This is a genomic window from Deltaproteobacteria bacterium, assembly GCA_016208165.1.
Classification (GTDB): Bacteria; Desulfobacterota; Desulfarculia; order JACQYL01; family JACQYL01; genus JACQYL01.
The window spans coordinates 7,963-25,196 of record JACQYL010000121.1; the positions used below are offsets into that span (position 1 = coordinate 7,963).

The following is a 17,234-nucleotide window of genomic DNA, read 5'->3' on the forward strand; positions in this document are numbered from 1 at the left end:
AGCATGCCCATGGCCAGACCGGCGATCGTCAGCACAATGTAGGTCGGCGCATCGATCACCAACAGGGGCAGAAACCATATCCCCCCGCCGACAACCCAGCCGGCCCATTTCTTCCAATCCACGTTAGAGGCCGGCGCCACGGTCCCGGTAGCCGTTTCAGTCGTCATATCCGCACCCGTCAGCCGATTCCCAGATATTTCCGCTTAAGTTCCCGATCGTCCACCAACGCTTCCATCGCGCCTTGATGCACCACGCGTCCGTCATCCATTATAAAGGTATCCACACCGACCTTGCTGGCCAGATAGAAGTTCTGTTCCACGAGAATCACCGTGGTCTTGTCTTTGATCCGAATGAGGGACTCGCCCAAATGCTCCACCACGATAGGGGCCAGGCCCTTGGAAGGTTCATCGATGAGCAAAAGCTGGTGGTCGCTGACAAACGCCCTGGCAATGGCCAGCATCTGCTTTTGCCCACCCGAGAGAACCCCCGCTTTGCTTCCCCAGAACTTCTTCAGGTCCGGAAACAGATCGAAAATGGTGTCCATGCGTTCCCAGGACTGGTCCGTTTCATCCAGCATGGCCAGACGAAAATTCTCCTCCACGGTCAAGCTGTACAGCACCGCCTGATCTTCCGGCACGAATCCGATGCCCAGGCGAGCGATTTCATAGGGCTTATTCCCCGTAATCTCGCGACCTCCGAGCATGATGCGGCCCGAACTCGCCGGAGTAAGCCCCATTATAGTGCGAAGCGTCGTGGACTTGCCGGCGCCGTTTCTCCCGAGCAGCACGGTGGGCCTTCCCTGTTTGACTTCAAAAGTGACCCCTTGCAGGATATGATGCTGCCCGATGTGGGTGTGGACGTCCTGCAGCGACAGAATGGTCTCAGCCATGAACCACGCCTCCACCCAGATAGGCCTCCAGGACCTCCTCGTTGCAGGACACGGCTTCGGGAGTGTCGTCGCAGATGAGGCGCCCTTCTTTCAGAACGGCGATGGAGTCCGACACCGTCATGATCATGTCGAATTTGTGTTCGACCAGCAGAATCGTTCGATTCCCGGCCGCTTTGATCCGCTGAATGATTTCGAGAATGGCGGGCACTTCCTCGAGGCTCATGCCCGCCGTGGGCTCGTCCAGCAGCAGGACCTCCGGGTCCAGGCCCAGAAGGATCGCGATCTCGAGCTTACGTTTCTCCCCGTGGGTAAGGCTTCTCGCTTCCCTCGACCAGGCGTCCTCCAGGAGCACCTGCTTTAGAAACTCGTACGCCCGGTCCTCGAATTCGGCGAACGACCGGTAGTTTTTCCAGAATATCAGCCCAATATCCGCCTTGGACTGCAAGGCCAGACGCACGTTTTCCAACACGCTCAAATTCGGAAAAATGTTGGTCAACTGAAACGAGCGACCTATGCCCATCTTGGTCCGGTCCGCCGGCCTGAAAGCGGTGATGTCCTTGCCTTTGAATTCGATGCGGCCGCTCGTAGGCCTGTATTGGCCGCTGATCAGATTGAACAGGGTGGTCTTGCCCGCGCCGTTGGGTCCTATGATGGATTTCAATCTGAACGGCTCGACCCGCAGATTCACCCGATTCACTGCCACGTTCCCGCCGAACTGGATGGTCAAGTCCTTTGTTTCTAGGAGCGGTGAATCCTGCAAAACGGGTTCTCCTGCGAGTGGTTTCTCGTTCCGATGGAGCGGCGATGCTTCGCGGTGTACGAAGACCGCCGCCCGGCGAAATTACTTGTTCCGAATGGGAATATCCATGTCTTTCCAGGTCAGTTCCCGAACCAGTTCAGGAACGGCCCATTCGACGTCGGGTTTTACCACGATCTTGAAGTGGTACATGGACTGCAGGGCCTGGTGATCTTCGGCGCGGAAGACCATTTCCCCTTTAGGCGTGAAGAAATGCATGCCTTCCATGGTCTTGATCAGGGCTTCCGTGTCCGTGCTCCCCGCCTTGGACAGGGCCTCGACCACCGCAATGCCGGCGGACATACCGCCGCAAGTGAAGAAGTCGGGCGGGCTGTTGAAACGTTTGATATGTTCCGTTACAAGCCAGTCGTTGATTTCGTTCTTGGGGTTTTCGTAATAATAGTAACCCGCCCCTTCCATGCCCTCGAGGGGTTTATACCCCTTCAGCGCGTCCAGGATGTTGCCCCCCGTGGTGATTTTGATGCCGTACTTCTCTTGGATCTTCATGTCCACGATTTTGAACGGATTGCCTTTCCCGGCCCACACGATGAAGAGATACTTGTCTCCTTGCTCGTCCTTCATGGCCTGGATAATGCGCTGCACCGGAGCGGTGAAGTCCGTGGTTTGGATGGGCGCGTATTCCTCGTGCACGACTTTGGCGCCCAGGGCTATCGCAGCTTCCTTGTAGGCGGCCACTCCATCCCTTCCGAAAGCATAGTCCTGAGCCAATGTTGCAATCACAACACCGGGCTTTGCAATGGCGACGGCGTTCGAGATGGCGTCTTGCGACGAGTTGCGCCCGGTTCGGAAGATGTAGCGGTTCCATGCCTTGCCAGTGATGGAATCGGCCACCGCCGGCTCGACGATCAGAATCTTCTTGAATTCCTCGGCCACGGGCAACATGGCGCCGGCCACCGCGGAAGAAACCCCACCCACCGCCAGATCCACGTTGTCGTCTTTGAACGCTTCGGTTAGGAGTTGCTTGCCCACGTCCGGCTTCATTTGCGTGTCTTTCACAATGATTTCAATGGGCCGGCCCAGCACCTCGAAGGTTCCTTTGGTGGCATACTCCACGCCCATCTTGAAACCCGTGACGGATTGCTTGGCATAGGCCTCGAGAGGTCCCGTGATTCCCACGACCTGGGCGATTTTGATCGGATCGGCCGCCAGGGCGGAACCTCCGGCCAAAACCAATATCATCACAGCCAGCGCGATCACCTTTGTAAGGGCTCCGATTCTCATACCGTTCCTCCTCATGCTACGTCTTGTTGGATTCAACGCTCCTGTACGATGACCCAGGAGCGGCCTCAGGACTGCTTTTCCCTCAGCACGGTCTTGAGCACCTTCCCCGCGGCGTTTCTCGGGAGGCGATCCGCCAGGACCACGCTTTTGGGTATCTTGTACTTGGCCAACCTTCCTTTCAGGGGACCGAGAATTTCCTCCGCCGTAAGGGACTGGCCCGGCTTTGGAACAACCACGGCGCAGCCCACTTCGCCCCATTTCTCATCTTTCACGCCGATGACGGCCACTTCAGCCACTTTGGGGTTTTCGTAGATGACGTTTTCCACCTCGGCGGGGTATACGTTCTCGCCCCCGGAAATGAACATGTCCTTCTTGCGTTCCACGATATAGAGATCGCCGTCCTCGTCCATGCGCGCGAGATCGCCGGTGTGAAACCATCCCCCGGCAAAGGCTTCTTCCGTGGCCTCGGGTCGGTTCCAGTACTCCTTCATAAGATTCGGCCCTCGAATGACGAGTTCCCCGACGTCTCCCGGCGCCACCTCGTGCATGTCGCCATCCACCACCCGGGCTTCGAGGTGGAACACCGCGCGTCCGATGGAGCCCGCCTTCTTCATGGCCAAGTCCTTGCTCAGCGTGGCAATGCCGGGGGCGGCCTCGCTCATTCCGAAGCCCTGCTGCAGCACAATCCCCTTTTCGTGATATTGCCGAACCATATTTACGGGCAACGGCGCCCCGCCGCTCATGACCAGGCGCACGTTTTGCGAGGTTCAGGTTCAAGGCGTTCCAGAAGCTCGCCCCCTGGGTCAGCACCGCGCCTTTGGGCCTGCCCGTGGTGCCCGCCGTATACATGATAATATGCGGCGAATCCAGATCCGGCGGCGAAGGGACTTCGGGTTCGTTTTCCGATTGGGAAGCCAGCAGGTCTTCGTACGAGTCCCTTCCCGAAAGCCGGTTCTCCCCGAATGCGATGATTCGTCTGAGATGAACCTGTTCCGGAAGACTCTTTCCAAGTTCAGACAGCCCGGAATCCAGAAGGAGCGTCTCCGTGCCGCTGTCGGTCAGATTATAGGCCAGTTCCGAAGGGGTAAGACGCCAGTTCAGCGGGACCACAATCAAGCCCAGTTTGGCGGCCGCCATAAGGACCTGGACGAACTCGACCCGATTGGTGGAAAGGATACCGATCCGGTCGCCCTTATCGAGTCCCATCCCCTGCAGCGCCCGGCACAGCCGGTTAACGCTCCGGTTCAGCGCTTTGTACGTAAGTCGCGCTTCCCCTTCCACCAGAGCTTCCTTGTCCGGCGTCAGGAATTCCCTTTCGGTCAGCCAGGAACCGATCCCGGTTATCAAACCGGCGCCTCCTTTTTTAAAGCTTCATACAAAGATCTTACGCATGACCGATATCATGTTATCGGCGAAATGGATGACCGTGGACATGCCTTCTTCGTCTTTGTGCGCGTCTCTCGCTCCACCCGCCCCGGCCACGCCGACATTCCAATAGGTGGAGCCGGGAACGGTGACTCCGTTGATGAAAAACCAGAGAAGCAGTTGAGAGAACGCCATGTTGTGGCCGGCCCGCCTGGCAACGGTGATAGGGCCGCCTACCTTGCCGGAAAAAAATTTGTCGTTCCAGTACGCCACGAACGTGGCCCGTGCTAAGAGCGCCATCATCTGAGGCGCCACGGACGAAAGGTAAACGGGCGACCCGAGAATGATCCCTTCCGCGTTTCGCATGTGTTCGAGGATCGAGTCGAAATCGTCATCCCCGATCGTGCAGTATGCTTTCTTGACACAGTCGTAGCAGCCGGTGCAGGGTTCGATCCTCTTGTCCCTCAGCGAGATGAGATCCGTCTCAAACCCGGCTTTGTCAAACACATCCAGAGCCGTTTTGACGTATTCAAGGGTGTTGCTTTTGGGTCTCAGGCTTCCCGCGATACCGACGACCTTCATTCCTCCTCCTCCGGAAACAGATGCGAAATATCGGCGGACGTGGTCAGGGCTCCGGATTTGAGCTGTTCCCGCATGAGGTTTCGAAAAAAGTCCTGCTCGAAACAGTGGGAGAACTGCTCGCTTTCGAGCCCCAGGCCGGCCTCGACGGATCCGGTGCGGGCCGCGTATACCGCACGTTTCGCCAGCGACAGAGCGAATTGAGGTTGCCGTAGAACGGGCTCGAGAAGTATTCGAACGCCTTCATCGAGTTCGTCGTGGTCGACCACCAGGTGAACGAGTCCCAGGGCCGCGGCTTCGTCGCCTTTATACAGCCGGCCGCTCAGAATCATCTCGAGGGCCCGGCCGAAACCTACGAGACGGGAAAGCCGCTGGGTCCCTCCCCCGCCGGGTATGAGCCCCACTTTCACCTCGGGCAGCCCGATGCGGGATCTGAGAGAAGCCACTCTCAGGTCGCAAGCCATGGCGAATTCGAATCCGCCGCCAAAACAAAGCCCGTCGATGGCGGCCACCAGAACGAGTGGGCTGGACTCCATGCGGTTGAACAGGGCCTGTATACGCCGGGAAAAACGGAACGCCTCCTGCGGCTGGAGCTGCATCATTTCCACGCCGTCCGCACCGCCAATGAAATGCGTTTCCCCGGCGCCGGAAAAAACCACCGCCCGGATGGAGGTCTTCTCGACCTCGTCCATGAAATCGTGAAGTTCGATCATGAGTTCGGAATGAATGGAGTTGCGGTCCCTGGGACGGCTGATCGTGACCCTGCAGATGGCGTCTTCCGGTGAAACAACCATATGGGAGAACCGTGAGATCATCGTCGCACCCGCTCGGAAAGGAGCGCGTATTGCGCTTTGGATCCGGAAGTTGACAGGGAAAGGCTTCGGCTCGGGAAGCGCCCCAGAGGCATTTGCGCCCCTCCTTTGGGACCAGGGCGTACGATTCTCACGCCGGAAAGCTGGATCTATCTTTACACCAAATTCAGATGGCTGTCCAGAGTCCAAGAGCCCGTGCAGTCGTTGTGCTCCGATTTATATGGAACCGCAGTTCAAGTATAGGCCGTATCGAGGAAAACGGTAGACTTGAATTCTCCGGAACTCGGAGCAAAGAAAGCCGGTAATTGGCCTTTGAACTATGTGGTAGTATGGAGAACATAATCTCCAAGCAAAGGAGATGTTATGGAAGAAAGACCCTACACTCATTTTGGTTGCCGTGAGGCATGGGAGGACCCGAAATGAAAAGTCGACGGCGGGAAACGTTCCTTCTTTTCTCTATATCAGGGGGGATATTCAAACCCTGTATCCTGATGTTCAAACAGGCCTTACCCCGGCCGGCGAGTTCGATCGGCTCGGCTCCGTTTTCTAAACCGCGCTCACTTCAAGAGCATTGCAGATGCCTCGTTCCCCAGGGGTCGGTAAACGATATCAGTTACCGGAAATCGTTCGCACAAACGAGAGCACTTCTTCGTTGAACCGCTCCTTCCGCTCGATCATGGGCATATGGCCCGTTCCATCCAATACCACCAGCTTGGAGTTTGCCATATTCTCGTGAAGGAATGCGCCGAATTTCAGGGGAGTCAGCATGTCCATGTCGCCGTGCAGGATGAGGGCGGGCAGGCTGATTTCATGCACGCGATCCCGCGCGTTCCACTCGTTGCAAACCCTGAAATCCCAATACAGGCTTTCGGGCGGGCAGGTCGCCATGTGCGAGGCAATTCTCCGCCGCCATGCCTCCGGCGCTTCCTTGGGGAAGCAGTAATTGGCCGCAAGCTGCAGGGTTTCGGAAAAGTGCGTCACCGCGTTCTCGAGAATCCAAGAATTGACGGGCATGCGGGCGCCCGTGGAGCAGAGAACGAGGCCCTCGAGGCCCGGAATACGGTCGAGAGCAGCCCGCAGCACGATCCCACCGCCCATGGAATGCCCCAAGAGAATAAAAGAGGACAGGTCCAGCGTTGCGGTCAATGTTTGGAGCCACTGCGCATACTGCTCCATGGATTCGAGGGCGGCGCCGTCGGTTTCGCCGTGTCCCGGCAGGTCGGGAGCCACGATGTCTATCTCACCCTCCCAGGCCTCGAGCTGGTCTTCCCAAAACGCGTGGTTGCAGCCCGCTCCGTGAATCAGCACCAATGTTTTCCGCACCTTTTGGAGGCCCTTCCCGCTCGTCGAAAGGCTGACCTGGTAGTTGTTGACCGTCACTTTTTGAATCTTCATGGACCACTTCTCCTTGCGGCATCTGTGTCAAAGCGGGCTCTGCCGCTGTCGTTTCGGCAGTGCATTTCGCGCGTCCTTTTGTTTGCCCGGCGGCACAACATGAGAGCATGCATTGTAACACGGTCCCAGGCCGAGATACACTTGTTTCATAAGGATGATGCCTTCGTAAAAAGTCCCCAGGTCGTCATGCCGGACCCGATCCGGCATCCAGAACTATTTGAAATTGCTGGATGCCGGCTTTCGCCGGAATGACGGAAAATGGCCACTTTCGACTTTTTGCGAGTTCATCGAAGATGCAACCGAGCGGGTTGTTGTTTGCCGTGACAGCTTGCTCCGATTCTTTTCGGTTCGATTCAGGAATCCTTGGGTGTCCTGCCTTAGTATCTTCTATACGGAATTATTCCTAGTTGACTCACTCCGTCAGGTCTTCATATACTCACAATAGGGATACATCGAGTGCTCAACTCCACCATCCATACCAATAGCCGTGTTCAGGCAGAGCCGAACGGCCCCGTCGTTAGGGCTGTGTTTAATCCAGGTTCCATGAGCGTCCCTGAAATGCCACAGGTCCGTCTTGGGGAGTCACGAAACACCAATGTATAATAAAAAGGAGGTCGTACCATGAAAAAGTTATGTGTCCTTTTTGTACTTCCCCTCGTTCTTATCGGCAACACGGCATTCGGTGAAGCCGATCTCGAAGGGTGCTGGGCCGTACACATGGATTGCATTGGCGAAATGCCGCCGGCGCCGGAGGATGGTAACTTTAATATCATAATCGCAGGCCAAGCCGAAGGCCTATTTTACGTTTACAACTGTGAGGATGAAGCAGATGCAAAACCATGTTACGGAGCCATAGACGATAAGAACATATACATCACTTGCTGGGATAACATTGTTACGGGGAAAATAGGCAAGAAAGCTTCTGAGATGAGTTTCATTACCCAGAACCAGAACCCTGTTGATTTCGAAGCCGGAACCTGTAAAGGAACAGCGAGAAAGGTGGGCGATTCCGTTTGCACCGTTTGTCCTTCTTATCCGTGAACATCTGAACCATAAGTGTGAATCCAATAGGCCTAACCACCTATAGTGAGGACACGAGAGAACCGATCCCGAACATGAATAGCAAAAACCTTCCGAGACCCTCGGGAGGAAGGTTCACCTCTTTTGTTGAAGAGCCGGCTATAGACGGTTGCGGCGGAAGGAGCATATCCATATCTTCATGGTTCTCCCGACCCGTCGCAGCCGATCCGCGCCCACAACAGCGACTCCGCCTCTCCCTAGGCGGGGTCGGATTGAGATAGCGGCCCAGGAAATCCAACACGTCCCCATTCTTCCCTTGACATTTCTGTTTAGTCATCACACAGTTCCGCCGATGAAACCGGACGAGGACAAACTTCGGATAGATCTCTGGCGGGGATACCAACATGTTCATCAAAGACATCCGGCACTCGGATTATTTTAGAGCCCTCGACGGCACCACTTTGTGCGAGTTGCTGCATCCGGCAAAAACGGAGCCCGAGCTGTCTCTCCGCTGCAGTGTGGCCCACGCTAGGTTGAGACGCAATGAATCCTCCCTCCCCCATCGGTTGAAGTCGTCGGCTGAATTGTACTACATCCTCGAAGGCGAAGGTCTCATGATCATCGACGGCGAATCGGCTCGCGTGCATGCGGGGCAGATCGTGTATATTCCACCCGGCTCGGTCCAACACATCCAAAACGTGGGAGTGCAAGACCTCGCGTTTCTGTGCATCGTAGATCCCATGTGGCGGGAAGGAGACGAAGAGCTGGTAGACTGCCGGTGAGATTCGGCGGTTGCCGGAACGCTTGCACTAGATGCGGCGAGGCTCAAGTTGAAAAAGGAATAACTCGGTTGGGGGCGAAAGAGTAAAAACCTTGGGGATTAGCATGTGGACCGAAGAATAGGAGTTGCTCATGTCCAGCGGTCATATTCGTGTATATACTGGAGACGGTAAAGGGAAAACCACTTCGGCGCTGGGCGAAGCCCTAAATACATTATGCGCAAACAAGTGCGTGTGCGTGTTCCAATTCATGAAACCCGCACTGAGAAGAGGGGAAGAGCTGTTAATCAACTGGTTTCCCCATGACCTCGTGTTCCTGCCCGTGGGAAAGCCGGGATTTATCCATTCACACAAGGTCTCCGATCCGTCGGTCCCCCGACATACGCTTGATATGATAAAGGCTGAGCGGGCCCTGAGGTTCGCCCGCGAAGTGATGCACGGAGAACAGTACCATCTCATGATACTGGATGAAATCAACATGGCCATCTACTTCCAAATGATTCCTCTCAAGGAGGTTCTTTCTCTCATCGACGACAAACCGCCGGGAATGAACCTGGTTCTGACCGGGCAAAAAGCGCATCCCGAGGTCATGAAGAGAGCGCACCAGGTCATAGAAATACGCAACGTACGCCACTACTACAACCAGGGCGTACAAGCCAGAATGGGCATCGAATATTGATGGGGATATCGAGCGTAGGGGCTGATGCGATAGGAAGGTCCTTCATCTTCCGCAAACTGGTTGGGTCAGCGACAGCAGCGAGCGTCACCCAAGATGAACAGCCGTGCTTGATGTGTTCTCTTCCTCACTTCAACCCAACCTTGTCCGCCCGCCGACAGAGAACGGAGTTAAACGGCCCGGCCGCCCGGCATCAACAAGCCTCGACTCGGTTTCGGCCCAATTCCTTGGCCCGGTAGAGGGCCCGGTCGGCCCGAACGATGAGATCTTCACTACTCTTGTCTTCCTTCCGGGATTCCGTTACCCCGAGAGAAAGGGTAACGGAGAACCGTTCCTCTCCTTCCGTGAATTCCGTTTCATCGACGATCTGCCGCACCTTTTCGGCAACCTTGAAGCCCCGATCCTGGGTGCACTCGGGCAAGATGATGGCGAATTCCTCGCCTCCATACCGCGCAAACAGGTCGTTTCTTCGAAGCACGGCCTGGGCCTTTCGAACGACCTCCTTCAAACAGCGGTCTCCCATGGTGTGGCCGTATGTATCGTTGATCTGTTTAAAATGGTCGATATCCATCATGATGATGCTGAAGGTGCGTTGATACCTTCGGAACCGTTCCAATTCATCGTCCAGATGTTCATTGAATGCCATCCGGTTCAGGGTCGAGGTCAGCGGATCCTTCCCGATCTTGGATGCAAGCTCCTTTTTCTCGCTTTCGATCCTCTCAACGGTAGTCCTCAACTTCTGCACCTGGACTTTCAGCGCCTCCGTACTCCTCACGGCCTCCTCGAATCGAGCTTCGTCTTCCAACCGTTTATGTTTGAGAACTTGCCTCACTTTGTCCAGTCTGGCCAGAACAATGTGCTTCAGGTCATCCAGGCTGTGCATTTCCCTTATGGATTTGGACAACTGTTCCACGTCCGTTTCCAGTGAGGCATGAAAACGGTTGCTTGCCTTGCTCAATTCCCTGGGATGATCTGCCGTTGCGGTCATCTCCTTCTCCAATCCTTCCAGATGCTCGATAATCTCGGATACGAACAACGAGGCATTGCGTCGTTCTTCAAAGAACTGCTGGGAGTAGTACCTGATGATGCTCTCAAGCTCGGGCCTTAGCGAACGGAAGGACTCTATGTCTTTGCTGGTTCGAATGGACTCCTTCAAAGCCCCGATTCTCTCGAGATACGTTTCGTCTAGGTCCAGGTGCAGGCCTTCCAGAATCTCGAGATGCAGATCCTTAAGCACCTCCAGCAGATCCTGAGAGACGAGATCCTTCGGACCGTTCAAGCCGGCGGCCAAGGTCTTTTCGGAGTGGGACCCGGACTTGAGCCCCGTTCCTGACGGGCCGCCTTCACAAACCTTGAGCATCACAATCTTGAATGCATTCTCCAGAACCTCCGCTTTCGATCCCTCAAGGAGGTGTTCCTTGAAGGCGTTCAAGGCGTTCTTGACATCAAAACTTTTTTGATGACCCAACAGGTCGGCCATTCGGGCCAAAACGCCTCTGAAGAACTCCTCGCGCTCCAGAATGTGAGAGTCCGGCTCCGACAACAGAGAGCCACCTTGTCCCGACGATGGGTTCACACTTTGCGTTTTCGATTGGATTCCGGTGAACCGAGGATCCCCGGCAAGCATTCGCAGCAGATTGGATCGGGTCAAAGACTCGCCTCCGGCGGCCAGGCCTTCCGCAGCTTCTATGAACATATCCGCCAGGTCGTCCGGCCGAATCAATGTACCCAAAACGGAGCCCTCTCACCAGTTGCTCGATTGTGTATCGATAGCCTCAAAGTGGCGGTGCGAATATCAACGGAATGTCGACTGAAAGACACCCCGGGCCTGAGGTAAAGTCGGCGCACTTCGACTGAGAACACGCCATCGACAATAGAAATTCCCCAATCCGTAGTCACCCATGAATACCGGCGACAAGAGCAGTTACTGCTTGGTGACAAGATCTGCAGAAAACAAAATATCAACCGGCGCCTCCATCGAACCAAAGACCGATGGATTTGGTTCTATCTTAACAATAGAAATCACCAACACACAAGCACCTCTATCCAGAATTGAGGTACGATTCAAAGCTAAGCAAGAAGGAAATGCTTGGATGATCGCGGCCCGATAGAAGACGAACACAGCCGTCGTCCCAGAAACAAAATAGTTGTGCGCTTTCGGCGAAAGCTGATAGAAGATAGGGAACAATTCGGAAGAGAACCATTTTCTGACATGACGGCTCTCTTGACAACGAAGAGATCCAATAAGGGGTAATGCTTGCACCGTCTCTGTCTCCGATGCTTTTCAAGCGTACGCTGAACTAAATGCACCGCGGATGGAAGTCGTTCCGTTTCGAGTCTTCTCATCGGTTTCGAGCCCTGTAAGGATGGTGGAGCGAAGAGGTTTTCGAGAGCGCATTGAATCGCCTGCCGCCACAGGCTGGATTTAAGCAGCATGATGGAGGCACGTCAACATCGTCTACTCAAATGGATTCACAAATACTCAACGACCGAACTCAAGAAAAGCCCCCCAGTTCGACACGAAAACGTGGGGCAAAACAGGGAACGGAAAATGCGCGTGCCGCCCGAGACCAAGGAAAGGTTGAAGAAAGAAATTACCGCGCGTCTATCGGAGTTTCCGGAAGTTCAGCGTGTGGTCATCTTCGGATCGTTCGTGACTTCCGATGATCCACACGATTTGGACATTGCCGTGTTTCAGGATTCGAACGAAAGCTACTATCCTTTGGCTCTTAAGTACCGGAAGAACCTGCGGAACGTCTCCAAGACCATCCCGCTGGATGTGATCCCCCTGCGTAAGACCTCGCAGCGAGACGCTTTCCTGACAGAGATTGAGAGGGGCGAGATCCTGTATGAAAGATGAAACGCGGACGTGGCTGTCTTTTGCGGACGAAAATCTCGCCGTCGCCCGGTTAACGCTGGAACATGGTCACCTGAATGCCTGTCTCCAGAACGCTCAGCAGGCCGTAGAAAAGTATCTGAAGGCGATGATCGTCGAGCTGGACATCGAATTCCGGCGGACCCACAGCATCCGTGAACTGGCGGGCCTTCTCGGGTCCCAGGACATCTCAGTCGTCCTTGCTGAGGATGAAATGGACCTGATGGACGCCATCTATGTGCCGTCCAAATACCCGGTCTACACGGCATTGCCGTACATGGAACCCGAAACCGCAATCTGTGAGGAGGCTTTGGAGATCGCCGGTAAGATCCGAAAACGGGTATGGGTTACTTTGCAGCCGGGCGATTTTCCCCCTGATCCCTAAGATACGCTTCTCACTCCTCCCTCTCCAAGCCCTCGCCTGCCGCCGAGCCGAGCTGCTCGCGGATCCGCAGAACGTCTTCCCGGATGGGCGGAAAGGGGTAATTCCGCATGAGAGGGCCGGGCCGCGAGTTGGCAAAGGGCCGGTTGCAGGCCACCTGCCCATCGTATCCCTCGCAACCGCTCGTCCGAAAAGGCGCCCCCGAATCAACGACCTCGTCGAGTTCCCGCGGCAAAAGCCCAAAATCCCTGATGCGGCCTTTCCCGTCATAACCGAACTTGTCCGCCCGGAAGAGTCCCCCGTCGATCAGGTAGCGAGCCAGTTGTATCCGACGGTACTGATCCAGGGGAGGCGGTTCATGCCCGGCCATTTTGGAATCCGGTTCCGGGAAGAACGAAAACAGATGGGTCCTACCCCCTGCGTCCCGGACCCGCTGCAGGGCTGCGCACATCTGCTCTTCGGTTTCGCCCATGCCCACCATGAAGTGGGAGCCCGCATGACCCTCTCCGAACACGCTAAGCGCCTCGGTCAAACACTGCCAGTACCTGTCCCATTTGTGCGGCCCTCCAACCCCAGATCCCCGGAATCGGTCGAACAGGTCGGGCGTCGCCGTATCGATGGCCACACCGATCTTGTCCGCCCCGGCGGCTTTGAAATCCACAAGATCGTCGTACCCGACAATGGAAGGCGAGATCAGCAGGGAAACCGGGATGTCGAAGGCGGATCTCAAACGCCGGCACACGTCCTTCGTATCCTGGACCGCACGTTTGTGGGTGATCATGGAAATACAGATTCTCTTGACCCTCTCCTGTCGTTCGGAGATGCGTTCCAGGATATCGTCCACCGGATACATGGGCCAGGGCACGCGTATGAAGCTTTTCCCCTCGTACGTGCCGCGACGATGACTCGACAGGCCGCAGTAAGCACATTTGGCCGCACATCCCTGACGATAGGTGAGCAACAGGTTGATGCAATAGAGTCTGGCGTTCCGGTAGAAGAGTCCTTTTTTGTAGCCGAGCGTCATGGCGGCCGCCAGACTCATCCTCACGGCATGAGGGCTCTCGAAATTGTGCGCGTCTTCAGTGGGCATTTCTCTCTCGTTTCCGTATAGCCTTGGCTCATCGGCCGCTAGGCCCTATGATTCGCCGTTGACCTCGCTGTAGTATTCTCTGAATGCGATCCAGCAGTGCTTGATGATCTCGTCCAATCTAAACCATTCGTTCTCGAGCCGTCGCCGCCTCTCGACAGCCCTTTGGTGGCTGTGCCCGAAGAGACTCAGCCACTCTTGTTCATATCGGGACAGCAGTGTCAGGTCCCCCGCTTCGGCCGCCCGCGCGGCGTGAACACCGGCCATGCTCCCGCAGGTCACGGCCTGGAATACGCCGGCGCCCGTGATGGGGTGCGTCTGACCCGCCGCGTCGCCGGCGAGAAGAACGTTGTCCCGTGTTATCGCCCTGATGGGTTCCGCGGGAACCCATCCCGCGGTTCCGCCCAGGACCTTCTCCTGGATCTTCTTGGCTTTTATCAGCCGGCCCAGAAATCCCTCAAGCACTACCCTAAGGGACGGCCGGCCGTCCCCTCCCGGAATCATACCCAGGCCCACGTTGGCTTCAGACCCTTTGGGGAACAGCCATCCATAGCCGCCCCGGATTTCGCTATGAAAGTAGACCTCGCCGAACTCGAGGGGACTCACTAGGGGCGCCGTTATTTGGACGGCGGGAATCCGATGACGGTTTTCGGATCCGATCCATCGGGCCACGCGGGAATGAGGACCGTCCGCCCCGACGATCACCTTGGCCCTGACCTCGAACAGCCTCCCGTTGTTCTTCAGGAGCACTTCAGCGTTCTTCCGGGACACCGCGCTAGTGGCGAGCATGAATTCCGCCCCGGCCCCGGCGGCGGCTCTAGCCAGCGCCTGATCGAACACATCACGCCGTATGGTGAACCCCGGGGCCCGCGTTTCCGTTTCTTCTCCGTTTTGAAGGACGGTCCTTAACCCTCGCACTCGTTGAACCACGTAATCCCGTCCGACATCCACTTCTTTCAGAAGAGGCGCAGGAATCAGCTCGGCGCATCGAACGGGCAGGCCCACCTTGGAACGACGTTCGACCACCAGCACCCGCGCTCCCTCCCGGACGGCTGCGCGCGCGGCCGAACACCCTGCCGGTCCCGCTCCCACCACGAGAACATCGGTTTCCGTAATTTTCGGGTTCATGAGGTTTGCGCCTTTTTCGATGACTCCACCAGCTCCGGTTGCGACGCGACAGCGGCGCAACCCGCGCAGAAAGTTTTGGGAAGGGTTTGTCCCGCCGCGGCGGGATTTTCCAAAAGGGTTCCCCAAGAAATCTTATAAAAATCAATTACAAGACACAGTCAAGCCGCCATGGCGTTGAGCACTTCCTCGAGCAGGCCGAGGTTGACTTGGGTCTGGCTGGAGAATTTCCCGGCGTACGCCTCTTTTGCCTGGTCCAGTTCGTAGCAGGTGGTGTCGTCTATATCGAGGAAAATCCCGGGCAGACCCAGACGTTCGAAGTCGTCCACGTGTTTGGTGAAAAACGGTTGGCAACAACAACCAATAAAAGCTGAAACTCCGGCGCTCTTCATATTGGAGAGTTCCTGCATCAAATCTTCGAAACTGACGATGCAAACCACCTCCATGTTTCTCGACTTGGCCAGGTCACATGCCGGTCCTACGGAGCACTTGCCACAGGCATTGCACTCTTTTTCGTATCTCAGGTTACAGGAAAGATCCTTGGAACAGTAAGGCAGGAGCAAAACCGACGGCTTTTGGCGGAGGACCTGGTCGAAGGATCCGTTGGTGACCGAAATCAGGTTGCAGTGGTCGAGGGGAATACCGTGTCTCGAGATGGCCGTTTTCTCGAGGGCCAGATCGATCGGTTTGAGGAAATCCTCGCACCGCATGCCGGGTATCCGGATTCGATCCGCAAAAAAGCCCTGGAGGATCCCATGGATATGATCACGATCCAGCCTCGCGCCCCTGAGCACCGCCTCCATGTCGAACAGCGCGCGTGTGGGAAAGGACAGGAAATCCCCGGTGATGTATGCGTCCTTTATCCGTTTGCCGGCCAGGTCCACCAGCAGGCTTACGCGCACCATACCGCCGTCCGCTTTATAGGCGGCCTGGACCACTTCCTGTTTGGCGTGCCTCGAACGAACGAGATGTATCCATTCCGAAGACGCGTAGTAGTCGACTTTTCTTTCGAAGAGCCGCTTCTCCGAGTCCGTCAGCCCGCCCGGCTCGAGAGCGACGCCCAGATGTTTTTCGAAGCCGGTTCGAATCGCCTGTTTGATATCCTCGAGAGAAGGTACGTACCCCAATTCCCATTTAAGACAGGTCACCCGATCCTTTATGGAATCGATCTCCTTTGCCTTGAGCTTTTCCACCGGAATCCTGAGGCTCCTGAGCATGGTTTCAACATCAAAATCCACCAGCATGGTGCCTTGAAAAAGGAACGCGTCTTCGGATTCGGTGCCTCCCGTGCCTGAGATCTTCCGGCCCGATATTTCGATATCGTTACGGGGACGAAAAGCGGCCCGCAGGCCCAACACATCGAGAGCGGTCACCACCGGATCGCAGAGTTTCCTGAAGAGCGTCCTGTTGGGGACTTCCACGTTGAAAAACGCCTTTTCGCAGATCACTTCCCATCCCAACTGATTCTCATCAAAGAAAATGGCGCCGCCGCCCGTGATTCGTCGGTTCATGTGTATCCCGTTCGACAGACAGTACCCGGTCCGGACCTCCTCCTCGATGGACTGGTGATAGCCTACCAGAACGGCTCTGGGGGAGAACTGTAGAAAACGGATGGTGTTGGGCGTTTCGCCCTTGCCTTTCAGCTCGAGAAGCGTATCGTCGAGGGCCATGTTTTCATGGGCCGTCATGGGCGGCGTGTCTAACAGCCTCCAGGTCTGCATAGAAAGGCTCGGATGTGCTTGGGGGATTTCATTACCAGACCAGAATCTTGATCGGCGCGGGTTTTTTCACTTCCCTTATAACTCCGGTGACAAGGTTGGGTTAGCGAGCAACGCGAACGTAACCCAACGCATTGAAATTGTTGGGTTTCGTTCCTCAACCCAACCTGCTTTCCGTCCATCCCCGCATCAACCCGAATGGGCTCGGCCTATGTCGCTCGGTCTCGTGGGTCGCGTTAGCGAGCGTAACCCAACACGGCTGCGATGTGCCTTGAATTGTTGGGTTTCGCCGTGCTCAACCCAACCTACGGACGACCTCCGACGCGCCTCATAGCTTCCCGCGGGTGCCGCTGCGCCGACCATGCCGGCCGTAGGGTTTGTAGATACCGTCTTGAGAGTCAAGGCGGAATTCCGAAATTTTGATGTCTTTTGCTCTTTGAAAACATAAAGAATGCCTCCGACCTCTCAAGGATAGCATGGGCGCGATCTCAGTA

The 17,234-nt window shown here is 56.0% G+C and carries 17 protein-coding genes and 2 pseudogenes (1 of these 19 running past the window's edge); 5 read left to right on the plus strand and 14 right to left on the minus strand.

All coding sequences use genetic code 11. The annotated features are described in order from the left end of the window. From HY788_21815 to HY788_21855, 9 genes and pseudogenes are all read right to left on the minus strand, one after another. Positions 1 to 167, minus strand: a pseudogene (locus HY788_21815) (branched-chain amino acid ABC transporter permease); it reaches 899 nt to the left of the window's first position. An 11-nt stretch (positions 168 to 178) separates the two neighbouring features. Then, positions 179 to 889, minus strand: coding sequence for an ABC transporter ATP-binding protein (locus tag HY788_21820; GenBank protein MBI4776783.1), 711 nt, complete (start codon positions 887 to 889; stop codon positions 179 to 181). Continuing rightward, positions 882 to 1,649 (minus strand): ABC transporter ATP-binding protein, encoded by a 768-nt coding sequence (locus HY788_21825; protein MBI4776784.1) that lies wholly within the window; start codon positions 1,647 to 1,649, stop codon positions 882 to 884. The genes HY788_21820 and HY788_21825 overlap by 8 nt, the downstream gene beginning before the upstream one ends. A gap of 81 nt (positions 1,650 to 1,730) precedes the next feature. Continuing rightward, positions 1,731 to 2,942: a substrate-binding domain-containing protein gene (locus HY788_21830; GenBank protein MBI4776785.1), complete on the minus strand. Its 1,212-nt coding sequence runs from the start codon at positions 2,940 to 2,942 to the stop codon at positions 1,731 to 1,733. 50 nt (positions 2,943 to 2,992) lie between these two features. Further along, entirely contained in the window at positions 2,993 to 3,670 is a 678-nt protein-coding gene (locus HY788_21835) for an AMP-binding protein (GenBank protein ID MBI4776786.1), read from the minus strand. Positions 3,671 to 3,689: 19 nt separating this feature from the next. Continuing rightward, a pseudogene (locus HY788_21840) lies at positions 3,690 to 4,274 on the minus strand (AMP-binding protein). 24 nt (positions 4,275 to 4,298) lie between these two features. Then, complete coding sequence (locus tag HY788_21845; GenBank protein MBI4776787.1) at positions 4,299 to 4,874, minus strand: flavodoxin family protein; 576 nt, start codon at positions 4,872 to 4,874, stop codon at positions 4,299 to 4,301. After that, complete coding sequence (locus HY788_21850; protein MBI4776788.1) at positions 4,871 to 5,665, minus strand: enoyl-CoA hydratase/isomerase family protein; 795 nt, start codon at positions 5,663 to 5,665, stop codon at positions 4,871 to 4,873. Before HY788_21850 ends, HY788_21845 begins: the two co-directional genes overlap by 4 nt. A gap of 627 nt (positions 5,666 to 6,292) precedes the next feature. Further along, positions 6,293 to 7,078, minus strand: coding sequence for an alpha/beta hydrolase (locus HY788_21855; protein MBI4776789.1), 786 nt, complete (start codon positions 7,076 to 7,078; stop codon positions 6,293 to 6,295). Between the two features lie 621 nt (positions 7,079 to 7,699). Here HY788_21855 and HY788_21860 point away from each other — a divergent pair. From HY788_21860 to HY788_21870, 3 genes are all read left to right on the plus strand, one after another. Next, positions 7,700 to 8,119 carry a hypothetical protein gene (locus HY788_21860; GenBank protein ID MBI4776790.1) on the plus strand — a complete coding sequence of 140 codons (420 nt, stop codon included), beginning with the start codon at positions 7,700 to 7,702 and terminating at the stop codon, positions 8,117 to 8,119. 383 nt (positions 8,120 to 8,502) lie between these two features. Then, positions 8,503 to 8,880: a cupin domain-containing protein gene (locus HY788_21865; GenBank protein MBI4776791.1), complete on the plus strand. Its 378-nt coding sequence runs from the start codon at positions 8,503 to 8,505 to the stop codon at positions 8,878 to 8,880. Between the two features lie 130 nt (positions 8,881 to 9,010). Beyond that, positions 9,011 to 9,556 carry a cob(I)yrinic acid a,c-diamide adenosyltransferase gene (locus HY788_21870; GenBank protein MBI4776792.1) on the plus strand — a complete coding sequence of 182 codons (546 nt, stop codon included), beginning with the start codon at positions 9,011 to 9,013 and terminating at the stop codon, positions 9,554 to 9,556. A 190-nt stretch (positions 9,557 to 9,746) separates the two neighbouring features. Here HY788_21870 and HY788_21875 read toward each other — a convergent pair whose 3' ends face one another. Then, entirely contained in the window at positions 9,747 to 11,285 is a 1,539-nt protein-coding gene (locus HY788_21875; GenBank protein MBI4776793.1) for a diguanylate cyclase, read from the minus strand. Positions 11,286 to 11,477: 192 nt separating this feature from the next. Then, entirely contained in the window at positions 11,478 to 11,816 is a 339-nt protein-coding gene (locus tag HY788_21880; GenBank protein MBI4776794.1) for a hypothetical protein, read from the minus strand. A 288-nt stretch (positions 11,817 to 12,104) separates the two neighbouring features. Between HY788_21880 and HY788_21885 the strand changes: the two genes are divergently transcribed. Beyond that, a complete protein-coding gene (locus tag HY788_21885; GenBank protein ID MBI4776795.1) occupies positions 12,105 to 12,413 on the plus strand; it encodes a nucleotidyltransferase domain-containing protein in 309 nt (102 codons plus the stop codon). Continuing rightward, positions 12,403 to 12,813: a HEPN domain-containing protein gene (locus HY788_21890; protein MBI4776796.1), complete on the plus strand. Its 411-nt coding sequence runs from the start codon at positions 12,403 to 12,405 to the stop codon at positions 12,811 to 12,813. Before HY788_21885 ends, HY788_21890 begins: the two co-directional genes overlap by 11 nt. A gap of 10 nt (positions 12,814 to 12,823) precedes the next feature. On the opposite strand, the gene HY788_21895 is transcribed toward HY788_21890, so the two are convergent. From HY788_21895 to HY788_21905, 3 genes are all read right to left on the minus strand, one after another. After that, positions 12,824 to 13,900 (minus strand): radical SAM protein, encoded by a 1,077-nt coding sequence (locus tag HY788_21895; GenBank protein ID MBI4776797.1) that lies wholly within the window; start codon positions 13,898 to 13,900, stop codon positions 12,824 to 12,826. A gap of 45 nt (positions 13,901 to 13,945) precedes the next feature. Continuing rightward, positions 13,946 to 15,025 (minus strand): NAD(P)/FAD-dependent oxidoreductase, encoded by a 1,080-nt coding sequence (locus HY788_21900; protein ID MBI4776798.1) that lies wholly within the window; start codon positions 15,023 to 15,025, stop codon positions 13,946 to 13,948. Positions 15,026 to 15,183: 158 nt separating this feature from the next. Beyond that, entirely contained in the window at positions 15,184 to 16,743 is a 1,560-nt protein-coding gene (locus tag HY788_21905) for a DUF116 domain-containing protein (protein MBI4776799.1), read from the minus strand. Positions 16,744 to 17,234: the final 491 nt, after the last annotated feature.